Source organism: Paenibacillus sp. GCM10027628 (assembly GCF_042676385.1).
Classification (GTDB): domain Bacteria; phylum Bacillota; class Bacilli; order Paenibacillales; family NBRC-103111; genus Paenibacillus_E.
This window is the reverse complement of record NZ_JBHTHA010000048.1, coordinates 19,632-34,841: the sequence shown is the minus strand read 5'-3', so window position 1 is coordinate 34,841 and position 15,210 is coordinate 19,632. Positions and strand designations below refer to the sequence as shown.

20 protein-coding genes and 1 pseudogene are annotated in these 15,210 nt (G+C 45.5%); 15 read left to right on the top strand and 6 right to left on the bottom strand.

What is annotated here, in order from left to right:
* The first annotated feature begins 22 nt into the window (after positions 1-22).
* From ACFQZT_RS29335 to ACFQZT_RS29310, 6 genes are read left to right on the top strand one after another with little or no spacing between them, the layout of a single operon-like run.
* Entirely contained in the window at positions 23-559 is a 537-nt protein-coding gene (locus tag ACFQZT_RS29335) for a Rieske 2Fe-2S domain-containing protein (protein ID WP_379305970.1), read from the top strand.
* Entirely contained in the window at positions 549-737 is a 189-nt protein-coding gene (locus tag ACFQZT_RS29330; protein ID WP_379305968.1) for a hypothetical protein, read from the top strand. The genes ACFQZT_RS29335 and ACFQZT_RS29330 overlap by 11 nt, the downstream gene beginning before the upstream one ends.
* Positions 734-1,921 carry an MFS transporter gene (locus ACFQZT_RS29325; RefSeq protein ID WP_379305966.1) on the top strand — a complete coding sequence of 396 codons (1,188 nt, stop codon included), beginning with the start codon at positions 734-736 and terminating at the stop codon, positions 1,919-1,921. Before ACFQZT_RS29330 ends, ACFQZT_RS29325 begins: the two co-directional genes overlap by 4 nt.
* On the top strand, positions 1,911-2,135 hold the full coding sequence (locus ACFQZT_RS29320; RefSeq protein WP_379305964.1) for a hypothetical protein: 225 nt from the start codon (positions 1,911-1,913) through the stop codon (positions 2,133-2,135). The genes ACFQZT_RS29325 and ACFQZT_RS29320 overlap by 11 nt, the downstream gene beginning before the upstream one ends.
* Positions 2,128-2,457 (top strand): hypothetical protein, encoded by a 330-nt coding sequence (locus tag ACFQZT_RS29315; RefSeq protein WP_379305962.1) that lies wholly within the window; start codon positions 2,128-2,130, stop codon positions 2,455-2,457. The genes ACFQZT_RS29320 and ACFQZT_RS29315 overlap by 8 nt, the downstream gene beginning before the upstream one ends.
* Positions 2,458-2,466: 9 nt before the next feature.
* Complete coding sequence (locus tag ACFQZT_RS29310) at positions 2,467-2,757, top strand: hypothetical protein (protein WP_379305960.1); 291 nt, start codon at positions 2,467-2,469, stop codon at positions 2,755-2,757.
* 115 nt (positions 2,758-2,872) lie between these two features.
* Here the strand turns inward: ACFQZT_RS29310 and ACFQZT_RS29305 are convergent, their stop codons facing one another.
* Entirely contained in the window at positions 2,873-3,592 is a 720-nt protein-coding gene (locus ACFQZT_RS29305; protein ID WP_379305958.1) for a Crp/Fnr family transcriptional regulator, read from the bottom strand.
* A gap of 250 nt (positions 3,593-3,842) precedes the next feature.
* Here ACFQZT_RS29305 and ACFQZT_RS29300 point away from each other — a divergent pair, with 250 nt between their 5' ends.
* The 5 genes from ACFQZT_RS29300 (at position 3,843) to ACFQZT_RS29280 (ending at position 7,044) form a co-directional block, all read left to right on the top strand.
* Positions 3,843-4,313: a hypothetical protein gene (locus ACFQZT_RS29300; RefSeq protein WP_379305956.1), complete on the top strand. Its 471-nt coding sequence runs from the start codon at positions 3,843-3,845 to the stop codon at positions 4,311-4,313.
* A gap of 54 nt (positions 4,314-4,367) precedes the next feature.
* Entirely contained in the window at positions 4,368-5,021 is a 654-nt protein-coding gene (locus ACFQZT_RS29295; protein WP_379305954.1) for a response regulator transcription factor, read from the top strand.
* Positions 5,014-6,114 (top strand): PAS domain-containing sensor histidine kinase, encoded by a 1,101-nt coding sequence (locus tag ACFQZT_RS29290; protein ID WP_379305952.1) that lies wholly within the window; start codon positions 5,014-5,016, stop codon positions 6,112-6,114. The genes ACFQZT_RS29295 and ACFQZT_RS29290 overlap by 8 nt, the downstream gene beginning before the upstream one ends.
* Before the next feature lie 75 nt (positions 6,115-6,189).
* Positions 6,190-6,621: a universal stress protein gene (locus ACFQZT_RS29285; protein ID WP_379305950.1), complete on the top strand. Its 432-nt coding sequence runs from the start codon at positions 6,190-6,192 to the stop codon at positions 6,619-6,621.
* 48 nt (positions 6,622-6,669) lie between these two features.
* The gene (locus ACFQZT_RS29280) at positions 6,670-7,044 is read left to right on the top strand and encodes a globin domain-containing protein (RefSeq protein WP_379305948.1); all 375 of its coding nucleotides are present in this window, start codon (positions 6,670-6,672) and stop codon (positions 7,042-7,044) included.
* A gap of 27 nt (positions 7,045-7,071) precedes the next feature.
* On the opposite strand, the gene ACFQZT_RS29275 is transcribed toward ACFQZT_RS29280, so the two are convergent.
* The 5 genes from ACFQZT_RS29275 to ACFQZT_RS29255 all read right to left on the bottom strand — a co-directional run bounded on the left by ACFQZT_RS29275 (position 7,072) and on the right by ACFQZT_RS29255 (position 11,452).
* Positions 7,072-7,443 carry a DUF2512 family protein gene (locus ACFQZT_RS29275; RefSeq protein WP_379305946.1) on the bottom strand — a complete coding sequence of 124 codons (372 nt, stop codon included), beginning with the start codon at positions 7,441-7,443 and terminating at the stop codon, positions 7,072-7,074.
* A gap of 112 nt (positions 7,444-7,555) precedes the next feature.
* On the bottom strand, positions 7,556-7,738 hold the full coding sequence (locus tag ACFQZT_RS29270) for a YgaP family membrane protein (protein WP_379305944.1): 183 nt from the start codon (positions 7,736-7,738) through the stop codon (positions 7,556-7,558).
* 151 nt (positions 7,739-7,889) lie between these two features.
* Entirely contained in the window at positions 7,890-9,182 is a 1,293-nt protein-coding gene (gene hcp, locus ACFQZT_RS29265) for a hydroxylamine reductase (protein ID WP_379305942.1), read from the bottom strand.
* Positions 9,183-9,284: 102 nt separating this feature from the next.
* Complete coding sequence (locus tag ACFQZT_RS29260) at positions 9,285-9,575, bottom strand: hypothetical protein (RefSeq protein ID WP_379305940.1); 291 nt, start codon at positions 9,573-9,575, stop codon at positions 9,285-9,287.
* Between the two features lie 794 nt (positions 9,576-10,369).
* Complete coding sequence (locus ACFQZT_RS29255) at positions 10,370-11,452, bottom strand: LLM class flavin-dependent oxidoreductase (protein ID WP_379305938.1); 1,083 nt, start codon at positions 11,450-11,452, stop codon at positions 10,370-10,372.
* A 152-nt stretch (positions 11,453-11,604) separates the two neighbouring features.
* Here ACFQZT_RS29255 and ACFQZT_RS29250 point away from each other — a divergent pair.
* The 4 genes and pseudogenes from ACFQZT_RS29250 to ACFQZT_RS29235 all read left to right on the top strand — a co-directional run.
* A pseudogene (locus ACFQZT_RS29250) lies at positions 11,605-11,778 on the top strand (response regulator transcription factor); the annotation flags it as partial.
* 342 nt (positions 11,779-12,120) lie between these two features.
* The gene (locus ACFQZT_RS29245) at positions 12,121-12,474 is read left to right on the top strand and encodes a VOC family protein (RefSeq protein ID WP_379305936.1); all 354 of its coding nucleotides are present in this window, start codon (positions 12,121-12,123) and stop codon (positions 12,472-12,474) included.
* 43 nt (positions 12,475-12,517) lie between these two features.
* Complete coding sequence (locus ACFQZT_RS29240; RefSeq protein ID WP_379305935.1) at positions 12,518-13,912, top strand: MDR family MFS transporter; 1,395 nt, start codon at positions 12,518-12,520, stop codon at positions 13,910-13,912.
* A gap of 170 nt (positions 13,913-14,082) precedes the next feature.
* The gene (locus ACFQZT_RS29235) at positions 14,083-14,658 is read left to right on the top strand and encodes a PadR family transcriptional regulator (RefSeq protein WP_379305933.1); all 576 of its coding nucleotides are present in this window, start codon (positions 14,083-14,085) and stop codon (positions 14,656-14,658) included.
* The last annotated feature ends 552 nt before the right edge of the window (positions 14,659-15,210 follow it).

The following is a 15,210-nucleotide window of genomic DNA, read 5'->3' as shown; positions in this document are numbered from 1 at the left end:
ACATGTACGGGGGTGAACCGGTGTGGAACAAGACAAAGCCCGAGACAACAATCATAGTCCATTTCATGAAGATAACTATACGCATAATATTCATAAAAATAATGAAAGAAAATTGGACCGCCGCGGCTTTATGAAGACGCTGGTCGGTGCTGCCGGAGTGTTCGCGGTTTCAACGCTTCCTTGGGGAGCTCTTGCGGCGAAGGAATTGACGGGATTACAAAAAAAAGCGTATCCGGAGCTGAAAATTACAGACATCTCTTCTCTGAGAGTCGGAGATGCCGTTGAATTTGCTTATCCGGGGGAGCATGATTCTGCTCTGTTGATTCGCCTTGGTGAAAACGAGTATAAAGCTTATCAGAATGCTTGTACGCATTTGAAATGCCCTGTGTTTTGGAGTAAAGAGAAGGATGAGATGATATGTCCTTGCCATCACGGAATCTTCGATGCCAGAACCGGGTCGCCGACAGCAGGTCCTCCTAAGAGACCTCTACCAGAGGTGCTGCTGAAACAGGAGCAAGGCGCTATTTATGCGACAGGAGTGAAGCGTTATGAAACGTAGTTTTGTGGGCGTCATTTTACTATGTGTCGTATTGTTTTTGAACATACTTTGTACACAAAAAGCCGTTAATGCCTTCTTTTTTGAGCAGTACCGTTCCGTCATTCTTTATGCCATACTTAACATTTTATTGTTTCCAACTGCAATTTGGATCTATCGTCGGGAGCGTGACGTCATATGAGTATAAAAAAATTACAATTACCGTTACAAACGGTTAGCCTTGTCCTTGGATTTATGGTCTGGGTCATTCTATCCTCACTGATGCCATTTATTAAAGAAACCATTAAACTGACGCCATCCCAGCTGACATGGGTAACCGCAATTCCCGTCTTGTTCGGATCGGTCATGCGTGTGCCTGTCGGTTATTGGACGAATCGTTACGGGGCAAGAAAATTGTTCGCGATAAGCTTCATCCTCTTGCTTGCTCCCGTATACTGGGTTAGCCAAGCCAGCTCCTTTTTGGATTTAATTATAGGCGGGTTCTTTCTAGGCATTGGCGGAGCCGTGTTTTCCGTTGGTGTTACTTCCTTGCCGAAATATTACCCGAAAGAACGTCATGGCTTTGTAAACGGCATCTATGGAATCGGAAATTTAGGAACGGCTCTATCTACTTTTGGAGCACCGGTCATGGCCAACCAAATAGGCTGGTCCAAAACAGTATTGGCCTACAGCATTCTGCTCATCGTTATGGCTGCATGTAATTTCTTCGCCGGTGATCGCAAAGAACCTCCGGTGAAAACAGCTTTAATCGAGCAAATCAAAGGCGTTTCAGGGAATTCTAAGCTTTGGTTTCTATGTTTGTTCTACTTCATTACGTTCGGCTCCTTCGTCGCATTCACCGTATATTTACCTAACTTCTTAGTAACCAGTTTTCATTTGTCCAAAGTAGATGCCGGTATGCGTACCGGAGGGTTTATCGTTCTGGCAACGGCGATGAGACCTATCGGGGGTTATCTGGGGGATAAATTTAATCCATTTAAAATTCTAATGTTCGTCTTCGCAGGTCTAACTGCAGCGGGTGTGCTGCTCTCGTTCGCACCGTCCATGACGTGGTATACTGCAGGCTGTTTAACGATCGCATTTTGTGCAGGGACAGGTAACGGAACCATTTTCAAGCTGGTGCCTATGTATTTCACCAAACAAGCAGGTATTGCCAACGGGATTATTTCTGCGATGGGCGGTTTGGGCGGATTTTTCCCTCCTCTCATGCTTACTTTCCTCTTTAAATTAACAGGTCACTACGCCATTGGGTTCATGGCACTATCAGAGGTAGCATTGGCCAGTCTGATTCTTATTGTATGGATGTTTTATCAGGAAAAACTCGGTCTTTCTTCGAAAATCATCGAAAATACGGTTGGACCGTGAATTCTATCTTTCATTGTGGGACTCCATTCGCAGCCAAGGCTATTGGCAAGGCAAGAATTGGAATCGTAAAAAGAACGGAGACGTCTACTTAGAGTGGCTAATGATAAGCGCTGTGAAAAACGATGCGGGAGAGGTTGTGTACTATTCCGGCATGTTCAGTGACATTACACAGCACCCGGGTTGGAAGCTGGAGGAAGGTGGAGCCATTGCCTAGTGAGTATGCATTGAATTTGTGCTTTATCCGTGAACATACGGAATCGCTATTCCTTACAGCCATTGATAAAGAACTGTATCGTCTGTTTGCCGGGAAGGGAACCTGGTATATCGATGAGCGTGAGGAGTCGGGGCTGGATATTGCAGTTGCAGAAGTGAAAGGGCTTGCCGCATGGGCAAGCGAAGACGAAGTTATTCTTTATATCGAGGAGAATATGCTGCCAGTCTCCATTCCTGATTCAGAATGTTGGGAGCACCTGCAAGGATATCAAGTGAAAGTATCGCCCAAAGCAGATGCCGGCTGTTGCCGACTAAAGAAGTGAGGTTAACGTATGGATTGGGTGAATGAATGCTCCCGTTGGTATGGCACTCAGATTGAGGTGCACATTGAGGATCAGGCTGGCTTGGACCCAATAGCGCCTCCCAAATCGATGATCCTTGAAAAGGCGCGCCTTACGGACGATCAAAAGTATTTGCAATTGTATTTAAATGCCGCTCAGTTTTTAGCAATTCCGTTATTAGACGAAACGCATACGCATTTTATTAAAACCGGGCAGGGTACTGTACTTCAATCGTGGGACCCGACCGCACAATTGGTTTATAAAGTCGCTTTTCAATCATGATCGAAGCGCTCATCTCTCCGGAGATGGCGCTTTTTCCAAGTAGATGGTAATTAAACATGAAAACGCCGGTACCCTTCGCTATTCTCAAGCGCGGTTTCCGGCGAACAAGGGGATGCTACATGCGGCAAATTTCTTTCGGGCAGTTTTCACAGTGGCAGATATCGCGAAGATAAGTTAAATCCTTAATCACGATTTGGCCATTTTGAATCTCAACGGCATCTTCCTTTTTCATATCGCTCAACATCCGATTGACGCTTTCCCGTGTAGCTCCAATCATATCCGCCATTTCCGTATTATTGATCTTATAGTTGATCATCGTGTGCTCGCCTTTTGGAACGCCGTATGAATTACTGAGTCTTATCAGTAACGAACAGAGTGCGCCTGGCTTTCCGTACATCATCAAATCGCGAAATTTCGTTTCCGTCATGCGATGCATGAGTCCCATCCATTTCATAAATTCAATGGCCAAATCCCCGTGCTGCCAAAGTAGGACCTCGAGGTCTTTTCGCTGAATCACGCCAATCTCACAATCTGCTGTGACTTCCGCACTGAAGCTTTGTACAGAGTTCTGAAACGGATCCATCTGTCCGAACAAATCACCGGCCTGGTGCAAATATAGAATAAAGCTTTTACCCGTTTCCGAGAGCTTGGTTATGCGGACCCCGCCTTTCATTACATAATACAATTTATCCGCCGCATCACCTTCCCAAAACAGATAATCCCCCTTCTCCGCATGCTTCATATACATAATGCTTTGTAATTTATGAAAATTCTCCTCGGAGAAAAACTTTGTGATGCCTTTGTTATCTTCTTTCCATGGGCAGTTAACGGCCATATGTGCCAACTCCTCAACGTTTCTTTGTTACCTTTATCTTAACGGGTTCAAATGGTTTTGTTTATCGGGAGTTCTACTGATCTTTGAAGGGAAAACTCCCTATTTTGGTGTGAGAAAAATCACAGGTTCGGCGTAATTCCCTGATGCCGAAATCAGGGTTTTCCCTGACTTACAAGAAGACTTAAAACGTCTACAATGTTAAGGAGAAAGACTTACTCTGGAGCAAAAAAGGAATTGGAGGTGGCCCGGTATGTCTGATGGTGATGCAAACATCATAGTTGAATTGGCGAATTTGCGAAGCCTGACGTCAAGTGATTTTATCGCACTGGCGCCATTAAACGATAGCGATCAACGCATACGCTGGAAATATGCATTGGGCAGCAGAAATGAACGCTACAAGCAAATGATCATTAAATCTGGCCAGGGATTAGCAGGTTCCGCCTTGCGTCTTGGCAGATGGGTGAAACTGGATGACACGCATCCTGATGCCGATCAAGTACGACTTCATTGTCCCGTCATGCTAGCTGAACAGTTGCAGACCGCGGCTGTATTTCCGATCCTTACAGATTCCAATAATCCACTTTCCTTCATTAATGGGTTACTATTCATTGGAAAGAGAAAGCATCCGAGATATGTGCAGGAGGAAATCTTAGCCGTTCAAGAAAACCTTCAAACACTGACTTGGTATTTGAAGGTGAATACAGGGGAAATATCGAAATGAGTTCCATTATCGGAATTCATTTTTTATTACTAACCCGCTATTTGGAGGATGGATATGCTTAAAATTGTGGTGGTTGATGATCATGCAGTAGTCAGGTCAGGTTTGATGAGCCTGCTGAATGGTAAGCATAACATGGAAGTTATCGGAGAGGCTGCAGATGGAGAAGAGGGCATTCAAGCCGCTCAATTGCTTAAACCGGACGTCGTATTAATGGACTTAAATATGCCTCCCGGGATGGATGGACTTACAGCGACAACAGAATTGAAGCGTTTGATGCCTGATTTGGCCATCCTGGTCCTCACCATGCATGACGACGACGAATACTTGTTCAGAGCTATTCATGCCGGCGCTTCAGGGTATATCTTGAAAAGCGCACCGCATGAGGAGCTTTTGCTGGCGATACGCTCCGTTGCAGCAGGAAATGCATATCTATATCCAACCGCGACGAAACGACTCATGAGTGAGTATATCGAACGTTTGAAGCATGGAGAAAACACGGGTACGTACGAATCGCTCTCCGAACGGGAAAAGGAAGTATTAGCCTTGATTGCCAAAGGATTCTCCAATAAAGAGATAGCCGAGCAATTGATTATCAGTGTAAAAACGGTAGAATCACACAAAAGCAATGCGATGGAGAAGCTAGGGCTAAAAACGAGGCCGGAGTTAGTGAAATTTGCCGTCAAGAAAGGATTGTTGAACTTTGAGTAAGGATAGCAGGGAGTATCCGGAAGTGATTGGTGAAAATGTATCCGAGCTTATCGCGCAAATTGACGGTCATATCATAGACTCTTTGTTTCAAGATCATCTGAAACAGTCTCTTAAACAGCTTTCAGATGTCAAGTTTGCACTGGATGAATCCTCCATAGTGGCGGTTACCGATCAAAAAGGAAAAATACAGTATGTGAACGATAAGTTTTGTAAGATCTCCCAATACTCACGTGCCGAGCTTCTCGGCCAAGACCATCGAATTATTAACTCGGGTTACCATCGGAAGGAATTCATGACCCAATTATGGCAAACGATCTCTTCCGGTAAGGTATGGCGCGGAGAGATCAAAAACAAGGCTAAAGACGGCACATTCTACTGGGTGGATACGACGATTGTGCCATTTGTGGATGAACAAGGGCACCCCTACCAATATCTTGCGATTCGTAATGAAGTCACGCAATTAAAGCGAGTCGAAGAAGAACTGCAGCTTATGATGTCACAGGTCATGCAAATTCAAGAGGAAGAACGAAGAAAATTTTCACGTGAGTTGCATGACGGCATCGGGCAGAGTCTTTTCTCTCTATTGATCCAGATGGATAGACTGATCGGTGAAAGTGAAAATTCCGAAATACCTCTTCTTCGGCAAGTCGTCTCCGGAATCATTGAGGAAGTTCGCAATTTGGCTTGGGAAATCCGTCCTTCAGTTTTAGATGATCTGGGTGTAGTGCCTGCCATTCGTACTTATATAGAAAATTACATGGAGCATTACGGCATACGTGTTATACTTGACAGCAATTTGCGGAAGCGATTGGGGGCGCTTAAGGAAACAACGATATACCGTGTCATCCAGGAGGCTCTTACCAATATTGCCAAGTATGCCGATGTATCTGAAGCAAATGTGTTCGTTCATGATAAAGAAACATATGTTGAAGTGCGAATCGAAGATCGGGGAAAGGGATTTGCCCGGGGTGGCGTCACTAAAGGAGTCGGCCTGTTCAGTATGGAGGAAAGAGCCAAAAGTATCGGAGGGCAATTCGACATTTGTTCGGACATTGGCAAAGGAACATCAGTGACCTTAATCATTCCGAAGTAGTGATCTTTATCACATCCGCCTGTAAAGATCGGATTTATAATGAAGATAAATCCAATACGAGAGCAGGTGCAGGTTATGTTTTGCTCGAACATTTTAGTGGCATTTGACGGATCTGAATTGTCTGAAATAGCGTTAGGGAAAGCAGTGATGGCTGCAAAGACGGACAGCCGAATTCGTATAAATGTTATTGTCGTAGTAAAGCCGAAAGTTATAGTAGGGAGCGTTTACGTCACAATTGATGAGAACATTCTGGATTCGGAATTACAGTACGGTTATGAAGTTGTAGATAAAGTCGAGAAAAGTTTGAAGCATGTAACGAATCCGCACGCCGTGTCCCTGATTAAGGGAACTCCTCAGGATGAGATTTTAAGATTTGCAAAAGAACACCATTGCGATTTGATCGTCATGGGTAGCAGAGGGTTAAGCGGATTGAAGGAATTCATTTTAGGCAGTGTTAGTCATTATGTCGCGCAGCACGCTGAAGTACCCGTCCTTATTGTTAAATAAAAGCATTCATAAGTGTAGTAAAGGTAAATTTAGCGGGGAGATCACTTCATGGAACTATACGAATATATTGGAGGAGAAGCGACAATACGAAAAATCGTAGATGCGTTTTACCCTAAAGTTTTAGCTCATCCTATGCTTGCGCCTATTTTTCCAGAGGATGTAGAACCTCTGATCGAAAAACAGTACCTGTTTTTGACGCAATTTTTCGGAGGACCTCCTTTATATACGGATCAACACGGTAATCCAATGATGAGAGCCCGACATTCTCCATTCCCGATTACTAAAAATCGTGCGGAAGCCTGGTTGGACTGTATGCAAAGGACTCTTGAGGAAGTGATATCTTCAAAAGAAGTACGCGCAATTATTTTAGATCGCTTGAAAGGTCCTGCGTACTTCTTTGTAAATAAAGAAGGGGAAGAATAATAAGAGAAGGAAGCATATCGCCTCCTGTTAGTTTTCGTCAAATGAAGTTCGGCCGATCCTGCCAGGGTCCCGCTGAAAATAACTATGCATAAAGAACTCTATAACGCCGAAGGCCACTGCGATTATCATCATATTCATATAGGTTAAGGACCAGTTTAAGAGGAAGTTTTCAACGATCCAAAGGAAAGCATAGATCAGAAAAACATCTGCTAGCGTGGCGATCCAGTTGCCGGTTAATCTTAATAAAAATTGATCAATTGCAAAGTAAGAGAGAATAGAAAAAGCATAAGAACTTAAGAGCGCCTCCGTTAGTGTTGCTTGTGTAAAATACAACAATAGCGGAACTATAAAAATTCCATTTAGCAACATCTTCACAAAAAACTTCCCAAGCATTTTCATTTCTTACGCCTTCTTTCATCAAGAATGTTATTAGTGTGGACTTTTTGTGCTTAGAATATGTAATGAAGAAAGCTCATTTTCCGGGCTTTCTTCTTTTGCTTTGTAAAAATTATCAAGTTTCACAATTTGATATTTTCAATACTTCATTTAATGGACAATAACGAGTAGTGCCCGTAATAATTGGTGCTATTCCAATTAACCCCCACCATTTTTTGTAGTACAGTCCAGCAAGGATAATAGCAGAGCCCATGGTAATTCTTATTACTTGCTCCGTTTTTCCAACATTACATTTCATATTTAACCCTCCCTGATAAAGCGACTCTTCTTGACTATTTTGTTCTTTATCTAAGAATCAATAAATAGGGTATAGTAATTTTAGGGGAGTGGACGCAAATGTTAAAAATGGACGCATAACCAATGAGGTTATACGCCCACTTCATCTTTTATTAAGAAAGCGAAAGCATGGCTGCCATGTCCGTTTGAGCATCCCCAATCAATTTAAGCCCGAACGTTTCCATAAGCACGTTCATCACGCCGGGATTAATGAACTCCGGAGGTTTAGGCCCGATGCGAATATCTTTAATTCCGAGACTAAACAAACCGAGAAGAATGGCGACAGCCTTTTGTTCAAACCAGGAGAGGACGATGCTGACCGGTAAATCGTTTACGCTGCAGCCAAATGCATCAGCTAGAGCCAGGGCGATTTTGACAGTCGAACCGGAATTATTGCATTGCCCAAGATCGATATAACGAGGTATGCCAGTATCTGCGACTGTGCCGTAGTCCACATCGTTGAAGCGGAATTTACCGCAAGAGGTCGTAAGAATGACGGTATCATTAGGCAGGGAAGTAGCGAGCTCGCGATAATAGTCGCCGCCAGTCCCAGGTGCATCGCAGCCGGCAATGACGAAGAAACGCTTGATTTTACCATCTTTTACGGCTTGTATGATTTCTGGTGCGAGCCCGATCACCGTTTCATGATGGTAACCGGTCGTAAGAACCTGTTCAGATTCGACGATAACAGCGGGCAGTGATAAAGCTTTATCGATTAGTGGGGTAAAATCATCGCCTACGATTTTGGTAACACCTTCGAGACCGGCAATATCGTAAGAGAAGAAGCGGTCGGCGTATGAGCCTTTAATTGGCATCACACAGTTTGTCGTAGCCAATATGGCTCCTGGGAATTTTTTGAAAATACGCCGCTGGTCGTACCAAGCTTTACCTATATTCCCTTTCAGGTGAGAATATTGTTTTAGTTTAGGATACCCGTGGGCTGGAAGCATTTCGGAATGCGTGTAGATGTTGATGTCTTTGCCCTCGGTTTGCTTAAGCAATTCCTCCAAAGCATAGAGGTTATGTCCTGTTACTACTATGGCATGACCTTCGATTTTGTTCTGAGATATAGTGACAGGCTGCGGGATTCCGAAATGTGTAGTATGAGCTTGATCGAGTACATCCATGATCCTAACGGCAGCAGAGCCGACTTTCATGGCCATGTCTATATGTTCTTGGAGGTTGAAATTAGAATTTGTCAAAGTCATATATAAAGCTTCATGAGTGATTCGATCAACTTCAGGGTCGCTATATCCTAGTTGTCGGGCATGCGTAGCATAAGCGGCAATACCTTTTAACGCGAATATCATGGTGTCTTGAAGACTGGCAATATTCTCATCTTTTCCACAGACGCCGATTACCTTGCATCCTCCTGTTGGAGTTTGCTCACATTGATAACAAAACATCGAATAATCCCTCCGTTGTATTCATTTATAAATACATACATAGATTATCAAATCTTTTAGAGCATGAAAGTGATCTTTCTCACAGGTGATTATCGCAATGACCTACTGATCATTTTTCATAAAGTTTTTTGCCAGATTCTCGACATTTAAATCTCTTATCAAATCTTCATGTTCTTCCAGAACCTGAATCGTATATTCCTCACCCGAATCGTATGCTTTAAAAATGACCTGTTCTTTATTCTCTATATGCACATCGTGACCGCAGTCTTTTAGACATTGTTCAATATCATATAACGTTGCTCTTTGATTTTCCTCTAAAAAAATAATCCCCCTTAAAAGTTTTATGCTGTCTTTATGAATGACTTTAAAGTGAATCATGTGCTCTTTTTTCATAGGTAAGCACTTCCCTTCTTTATTTTGTAGACGATGGCTTTATGGTAACTAAGTTTTGTGTTGGGCGCTGTGATTTTTGTTATAGTTTGTATCGAAACATTTTAGAATTGGGCAGGTCCCTCGATAATAAGCAATTCTTTTGAAAAAGGCATCACTAAACCAAATCTTCGCCAGAACCCCATGAAAAGCCTCAGCACTTGAAAGCAGTTACTCCTGGAATACCTTAAGAATCTTCGTTTTTGTCTTAAATCCATCACTAATTAACGCTTCGGCTGATCGAGATGGATAAGAGCCGCCAGCTGCCTTAGCTAAAGCCACCAGATGTGGGTAGCTAAGATGTATGCTCCAAACTCTGGAGTTGCAGAGGACGAGCTCAATTTTCTTGATCGTTCGCGAACTAGATCTTATGTCGTCGAAGAACACGTGACTTCCGAGTAAGGGTCAAATTTTAATGTATTACGACCTTGGCATATGTATAAAACCCTGCATTTTGTGAAGATGTAAAAGTCTTATAAATGATTTTAATGATGTTTGGGGAAAGAAGCAGAAAGAGACCCACATCAACGGGATGTGGGTCCTAATTTTTATATGTTAAAAGGGGGTTGAGTTCTATTATAGGCTTGATTCATTAATGCCAGATGAAAACCAGATTTCAAACTGGTTACAAATATAGGGTAGTGCCAGCGAATCTGACACTACCTGCAAAGTGGATGGATATTTCTGGGGGTGGTACCGCCAACAAAACGTAAAACGTACGCTAAGCGAAAATATCAGCCTATCACCAATTGGCGAAATCAGGTAAGTCGAGATCGCTTGGCGGTTTCCCTCCGCACGACCGGGGCCACATCCGCAGCTAATCTCTCGATGTTTTTGGCTACTTTGGCAAACGGCAGGCCGCCGATATCCATTTGAGCCATGAAACGCCGATGGCCAAACAGCTCGTATTGCCGCAAAATTTTCTCGATAACCTGCTGCGGGCTACCGACTAAGAGCGCCGTGTCCTCTCCACATAGTGGATCAAAGTCCGCTCTCGACAAGCCGTTGTCCCAATAGTTGGAGTGGTATGGATGGAACTCGTCCCTGGCCTTTTGCGAGGTTTCGGCCATATACACATGCCCCGTCACTCCGACCCGCATTGCTTCGGCAGCCACACCAGCTTGACTGGCGGCCCGGCGATACACATCCACGAGCGGCTTATAATCGATCGGATTGCCGTCTAATATAACTAGCGTGAGTCCGGCGCCGACCCTGCCCGCCCGCGCCGCACTATCCAAGCTCTCCTGTACGCCGATCCACAGGGGAATGTTGTTTTGAACAGGCCGAGGAGATACCTCCGCTTCCAGCAAGGCCGAACGAAACCGGCCTTCCCAGGTAACCCGCCCATCAGCATTCAGCTGAAAGAACAAATTCAGGTGCTCAGCAAACAGCTCATCGTAATATTCCAGATCATAGCCGAACAGATAGAACGACTCCAGCGTTGCCCCCCGCCCCGCCATAATCTCAGCACGTCCATGCGATAGAAGATCAAGGGTGGCAAAATCCTCGAATAACCGGACCGGATCGACCGTGTTTAAAACTGTCGTAGCGCTGGTCAGCCTAATGCGCGAGGTAATCTGCGATATGGCCGACAACACCATCTGCGGCGACGACACCGCATAGTCCAGACGGTGATGCTCCCCAACACCAAAAACGTCCAGCCCCGCCTCGTCCGCCATTTTGGCCGCCTGCATAATCTCCTCCAGCCGCTGCTTGGTGCTAATTTGCACCCCGGTTAGGGGGTCCGTCCTTAAGTCAGCTAACGTGTAGATCCCTATTTCCATTCCACCGTGATTGGCCGCCGCCGCTTCCTCCATACTGCTTCCCCCTCGAAAAACCATGCTTTGCCTACATCATATTCCGCTGCTGCGAAAGGGTACCGCAGTACAATTAATTAATCCACGATGCACAATCGGCGGAGAAGGCTTTTATTGTCCGGCGACACAAGATTGAGAAGAGCAAAATCTATAACGTAACCCCCGGAGTTCATGAGTTATGCAAGCTGGGGCAAGGCCTCAACAGCAAGGAAATTGCCGTGGCGCTGACGATCACGGAAGGCACGGTGAAAAATTACGTCTCAAATCTGATCGCGAAGCTTGGGCTCCGCGACCGAACGCAGGCGGCCGTCTATGCGGTCCGTCACTCCATTAGAGCGAAACGAGCATGACTTTTGGCATAGCGTATGAGATTCGTCATGCGCAGCGGCCCAAGGTAGTCTAACGACATGAAAGTACCTACAACTAAACCTTGTTAAATCAAGGCTTTTTTGTGGTTGTAGGGATTTTCTTGTCGTTTTACTTGCGACATGATTTTCCCTACAAAGCATGCTAATGACAAGAAACCCCCTATAAAGTGTGAAAGTGATTCGTAATTATGACAGGGTATAAAGACTGTCGCATTAATACTTGGGCAGACCATTCAATGTTTTTTATATCAAAAAAATATATTTACATATTATATCTTTTTGATATAATAAAAACGATCAAACATAAAAAGGAGGCAATATAGCATGTTTAAGAGTGGCAATGTGACTGTCATGGTAACGGATTTAAAAAAGGCAGTAAAATTTTATGTCGAGACCCTTGGATTAAAGCTTCAACACGAAATGGACGGGCATTTTGCGCAGGTCGAAGCACCGGGATTGACGATTGGTCTCCTGCATCTTGCCGGAGAACATGGCTCTCAACATGGAAAATCGGGAAGTATGTCTATTGGATTTGAGGTACAAGAATTAGAGTCAGCCATCGAGACTTTGAAATCCCGCGGTGTTGAATTCCTTGATTCTACAGAAGGTAAAGCGGCCCAGGTCGTAAACTTCAGTGATCCTGACGGTAATCCCCTCTACTTGATTTGTAATCGTTAAGCCAGGTAGAGAAAAAGAGATAATAAAAGGAGGCGTATTCCGCATGACCCCGAAAACCAACGTCAACTTGGTCGTCGCCGGACTGCTGGCGGCGATGTTCATCGGTGCGTTGGACGTGACCATCGTCGCCACTGCCACGCCGCATATTATCGCGGATCTGCATGGTGAGAGCCTGTTCAGTTGGGTGTTCGCGGTTTACACGTTGACCACCTGTGTGGCGGTGCCTATTTTCGGCAAGCTGGCCGATTTGTTCGGGCGCAAAGCTGTGTTCGCGGTCGGCATCGGTTTGTTCGTGCTCGGTTCTATTTTGTGCGGGGCCTCACAGTCGATGGCGGAACTCATTTGGTTCCGGGCCTTGCAAGGAATTGGGGCCGGGGCGCTTGCGCCGGTGTGTTTTACGATTATCGGCGATTTGTTCTCGGGCAAGCAACGCGGCAAAATGATTGGTGTCTTCACGTCCGTTTGGTCCGTGGCAGGCTTGCTCGGCCCGCTTATCGGCGGTTATTTCGTCGATCAGGTGTCGTGGCGCTGGATTTTTTACATCAACGTGCCGATCGGCGCCGCCGCCTTGCTGCTGGTCACCGTATTTTTGCACCAACCGATCGAGCGCCGGGCGAAAAAAATCGATTACCTCGGCGCGCTCACCTTTTCCGTTTCTTTTTCCGCGCTCTTGTATGCGCTGCTGAGCGGCGGGTCCGACCATCCGTGGGATTCCCCGTTGATCGTAGGGCTGTTTGCGGCATCGGCCGTATTTTTGCTGTTGTTCCTCTGGATCGAAAAACGGGCAGAGGAGCCGATGATGCCGTTGTCGATTTTCCGCATCCGCGTATTGAACGTGACAAATATCAGCGGTTTTCTGACGTTCAGCATCACGACAGGTTTGACGGTTTACGCGCCGATCTGGATTCAGTCTGTGCTCGGCATTTCCGCGACAAGCTCGGGCCTGATCGTCATGCCGATGTCGCTGGCCTGGCCGCTCGCTGCCAACATTGCCGGTAGGCTTATGTACCGGATAGGGGTAAAGGCGTCGATCGTGTTCGGCTCTTGTCTGGTAGTGGCCGGCTCCATCTGGCTTGCCTCGCTTCATATGAACTCGCCCTATGTTTACTGGATTGGTATCCTCGTCATCATCGGGCTGGGGATGGGCTCCGTCGCGACGCCCTCCACCGTTGTCGTACAATCGGTTGTCGGCTGGGAAAAACGGGGCGTCGCCAACGCTTCCAGCATGCTATTGCGCGCGCTGGGCCAAACGGTCGGCATCGCGGTGTTCGGCACGATTTACAACCAGCATGTGACAACGCTCGGCTCCAAATCGGAGCTGGCTGTTGGTATGCATGCCATTTTTCTGCTCATGTGCGACATTGCAATTGCGAACCTGCTCGCCGTGCTGCTCCTGCCGAAACACCGCGATGTGATAGCGCAGCAGCAGTCGGTGTGACAGGGAGTCGAACGAAAGACCGGAATCGGTCGTAAATGGATAAGAACTGGAAAAAGTCGCGACGACCGCGACTTTTCTGTTTTCGGGCAACCGTAAGCTATACTGTTGTTTACTTATTATATCTATTCGATATAATAAGAGCAGTTAAACTTATAAGGGAGGCCATTTGCTTGAACGAATTATTCATACTCGGTGAATTGATGAACAACCCGATGCATGGCTATTTGTTGCATCAGATCTTGAACGGGGCTATTGGACCTACGCGAAAAATCAGCTGGGGGGTGCTTTATCCGCTCATTCACAGCATGCTTGCAGACGGGCTGATCGAGCAGGTTCACGATGAACAACCGGAGGGCGCTCGCCAGGGAAGAGGAAAAAAGAAAATAATGTATAGCATTACCGAAGAGGGCAGAATGCGCTTTTTTCGGTTGATGGAAGAACCGATTCCATACTCGGCGGATTACGAGCTGCACTTTTATATTAAACTGAAAAATTTTGATCTGATCAGTAGGGAACTGCGGTTTTTAATTTTGCACCAGTACAAGGATTACCTGCGGTATGAAATCCGCCATGAGGAAGAACGGATTGAGTATGTGAAAAAGGATGAACGGATACCAGACGGGGAACAGCAGTATATTCTGATCTTTTTCCGGCATCGGTTGGAAAAGCTCCGTTTTGACGAAGAGTGGGTTTTACAGTTAATCAATAGCCATCGAACGAATGCGGAAGGGCTTGAACGGGAGTGAACCCGGAAATGTTTAAGCGAAGCTCTTTGCGGCTTTGAGAATCACGCTGCTGCTCGATGTCAGCATTACGGCGGTCGGACTCGTCCCGGTCCTCCGATTCAAGTCCTCCGCAGCGACGGTGAAAGCGGAGCTCAGAAAAATAAATTTTTTCTTAATTTATTTGTACTTTCTTGTCACAATCCAGGGTATTTTCATGTCGTTGTACTTGAAAATGAATTGGGGGCTATAATCACATTGGATAAAGAACTAGCTCAAAGTGAATAGAACCGCAGCAGTGCACGGAGTTATAGATGCAGATGGGGATTCGACAAAGGGTCCTTTTGGCGTTGTTTTTTCGGGCAGAGCCTTCAGAAGCAATCGACACCTTGCGCCAAAGCTGAAAGAATCAAAAGCAAATTTTGATTCCGAGTTCGCAAATCTTCAACACAGCATTCAAAAATGTAAGGAGTAACCTCCGAAAAGGATAATGCTTGCATATATTTATTGCAGCAGATTGCGAACCGGTTAGCAAACTCGGCGGGTGACTTGTAAGACCAGAGAGGAGGGTCCGGC

Excerpts from the sequence above, each read along its gene's own strand:
- ACFQZT_RS29300 (WP_379305956.1), top strand. The coding sequence starts at position 3,843 with ATGTCTGATGGTGATGCAAACATCATAGTTGAATTGGCGAATTTGCGA.
- ACFQZT_RS29330 (WP_379305968.1), top strand. The coding sequence starts at position 549 with ATGAAACGTAGTTTTGTGGGCGTCATTTTACTATGTGTCGTATTGTTT.
- ACFQZT_RS29275 (WP_379305946.1), bottom strand. The coding sequence starts at position 7,443 with ATGAAAATGCTTGGGAAGTTTTTTGTGAAGATGTTGCTAAATGGAATT.
- hcp (WP_379305942.1), bottom strand. The coding sequence starts at position 9,182 with ATGTTTTGTTATCAATGTGAGCAAACTCCAACAGGAGGATGCAAGGTA.
- ACFQZT_RS29310 (WP_379305960.1), top strand. The coding sequence starts at position 2,467 with ATGGATTGGGTGAATGAATGCTCCCGTTGGTATGGCACTCAGATTGAG.
- ACFQZT_RS29270 (WP_379305944.1), bottom strand. The coding sequence starts at position 7,738 with ATGAAATGTAATGTTGGAAAAACGGAGCAAGTAATAAGAATTACCATG.
- ACFQZT_RS29260 (WP_379305940.1), bottom strand. The coding sequence starts at position 9,575 with ATGAAAAAAGAGCACATGATTCACTTTAAAGTCATTCATAAAGACAGC.
- ACFQZT_RS29280 (WP_379305948.1), top strand. The coding sequence starts at position 6,670 with ATGGAACTATACGAATATATTGGAGGAGAAGCGACAATACGAAAAATC.
- ACFQZT_RS29285 (WP_379305950.1), top strand. The coding sequence starts at position 6,190 with ATGTTTTGCTCGAACATTTTAGTGGCATTTGACGGATCTGAATTGTCT.
- ACFQZT_RS29325 (WP_379305966.1), top strand. The coding sequence starts at position 734 with ATGAGTATAAAAAAATTACAATTACCGTTACAAACGGTTAGCCTTGTC.
- ACFQZT_RS29245 (WP_379305936.1), top strand. The coding sequence starts at position 12,121 with ATGTTTAAGAGTGGCAATGTGACTGTCATGGTAACGGATTTAAAAAAG.
- ACFQZT_RS29255 (WP_379305938.1), bottom strand. The coding sequence starts at position 11,452 with ATGGTTTTTCGAGGGGGAAGCAGTATGGAGGAAGCGGCGGCGGCCAAT.
- ACFQZT_RS29305 (WP_379305958.1), bottom strand. The coding sequence starts at position 3,592 with ATGGCCGTTAACTGCCCATGGAAAGAAGATAACAAAGGCATCACAAAG.
- ACFQZT_RS29240 (WP_379305935.1), top strand. The coding sequence starts at position 12,518 with ATGACCCCGAAAACCAACGTCAACTTGGTCGTCGCCGGACTGCTGGCG.
- ACFQZT_RS29295 (WP_379305954.1), top strand. The coding sequence starts at position 4,368 with ATGCTTAAAATTGTGGTGGTTGATGATCATGCAGTAGTCAGGTCAGGT.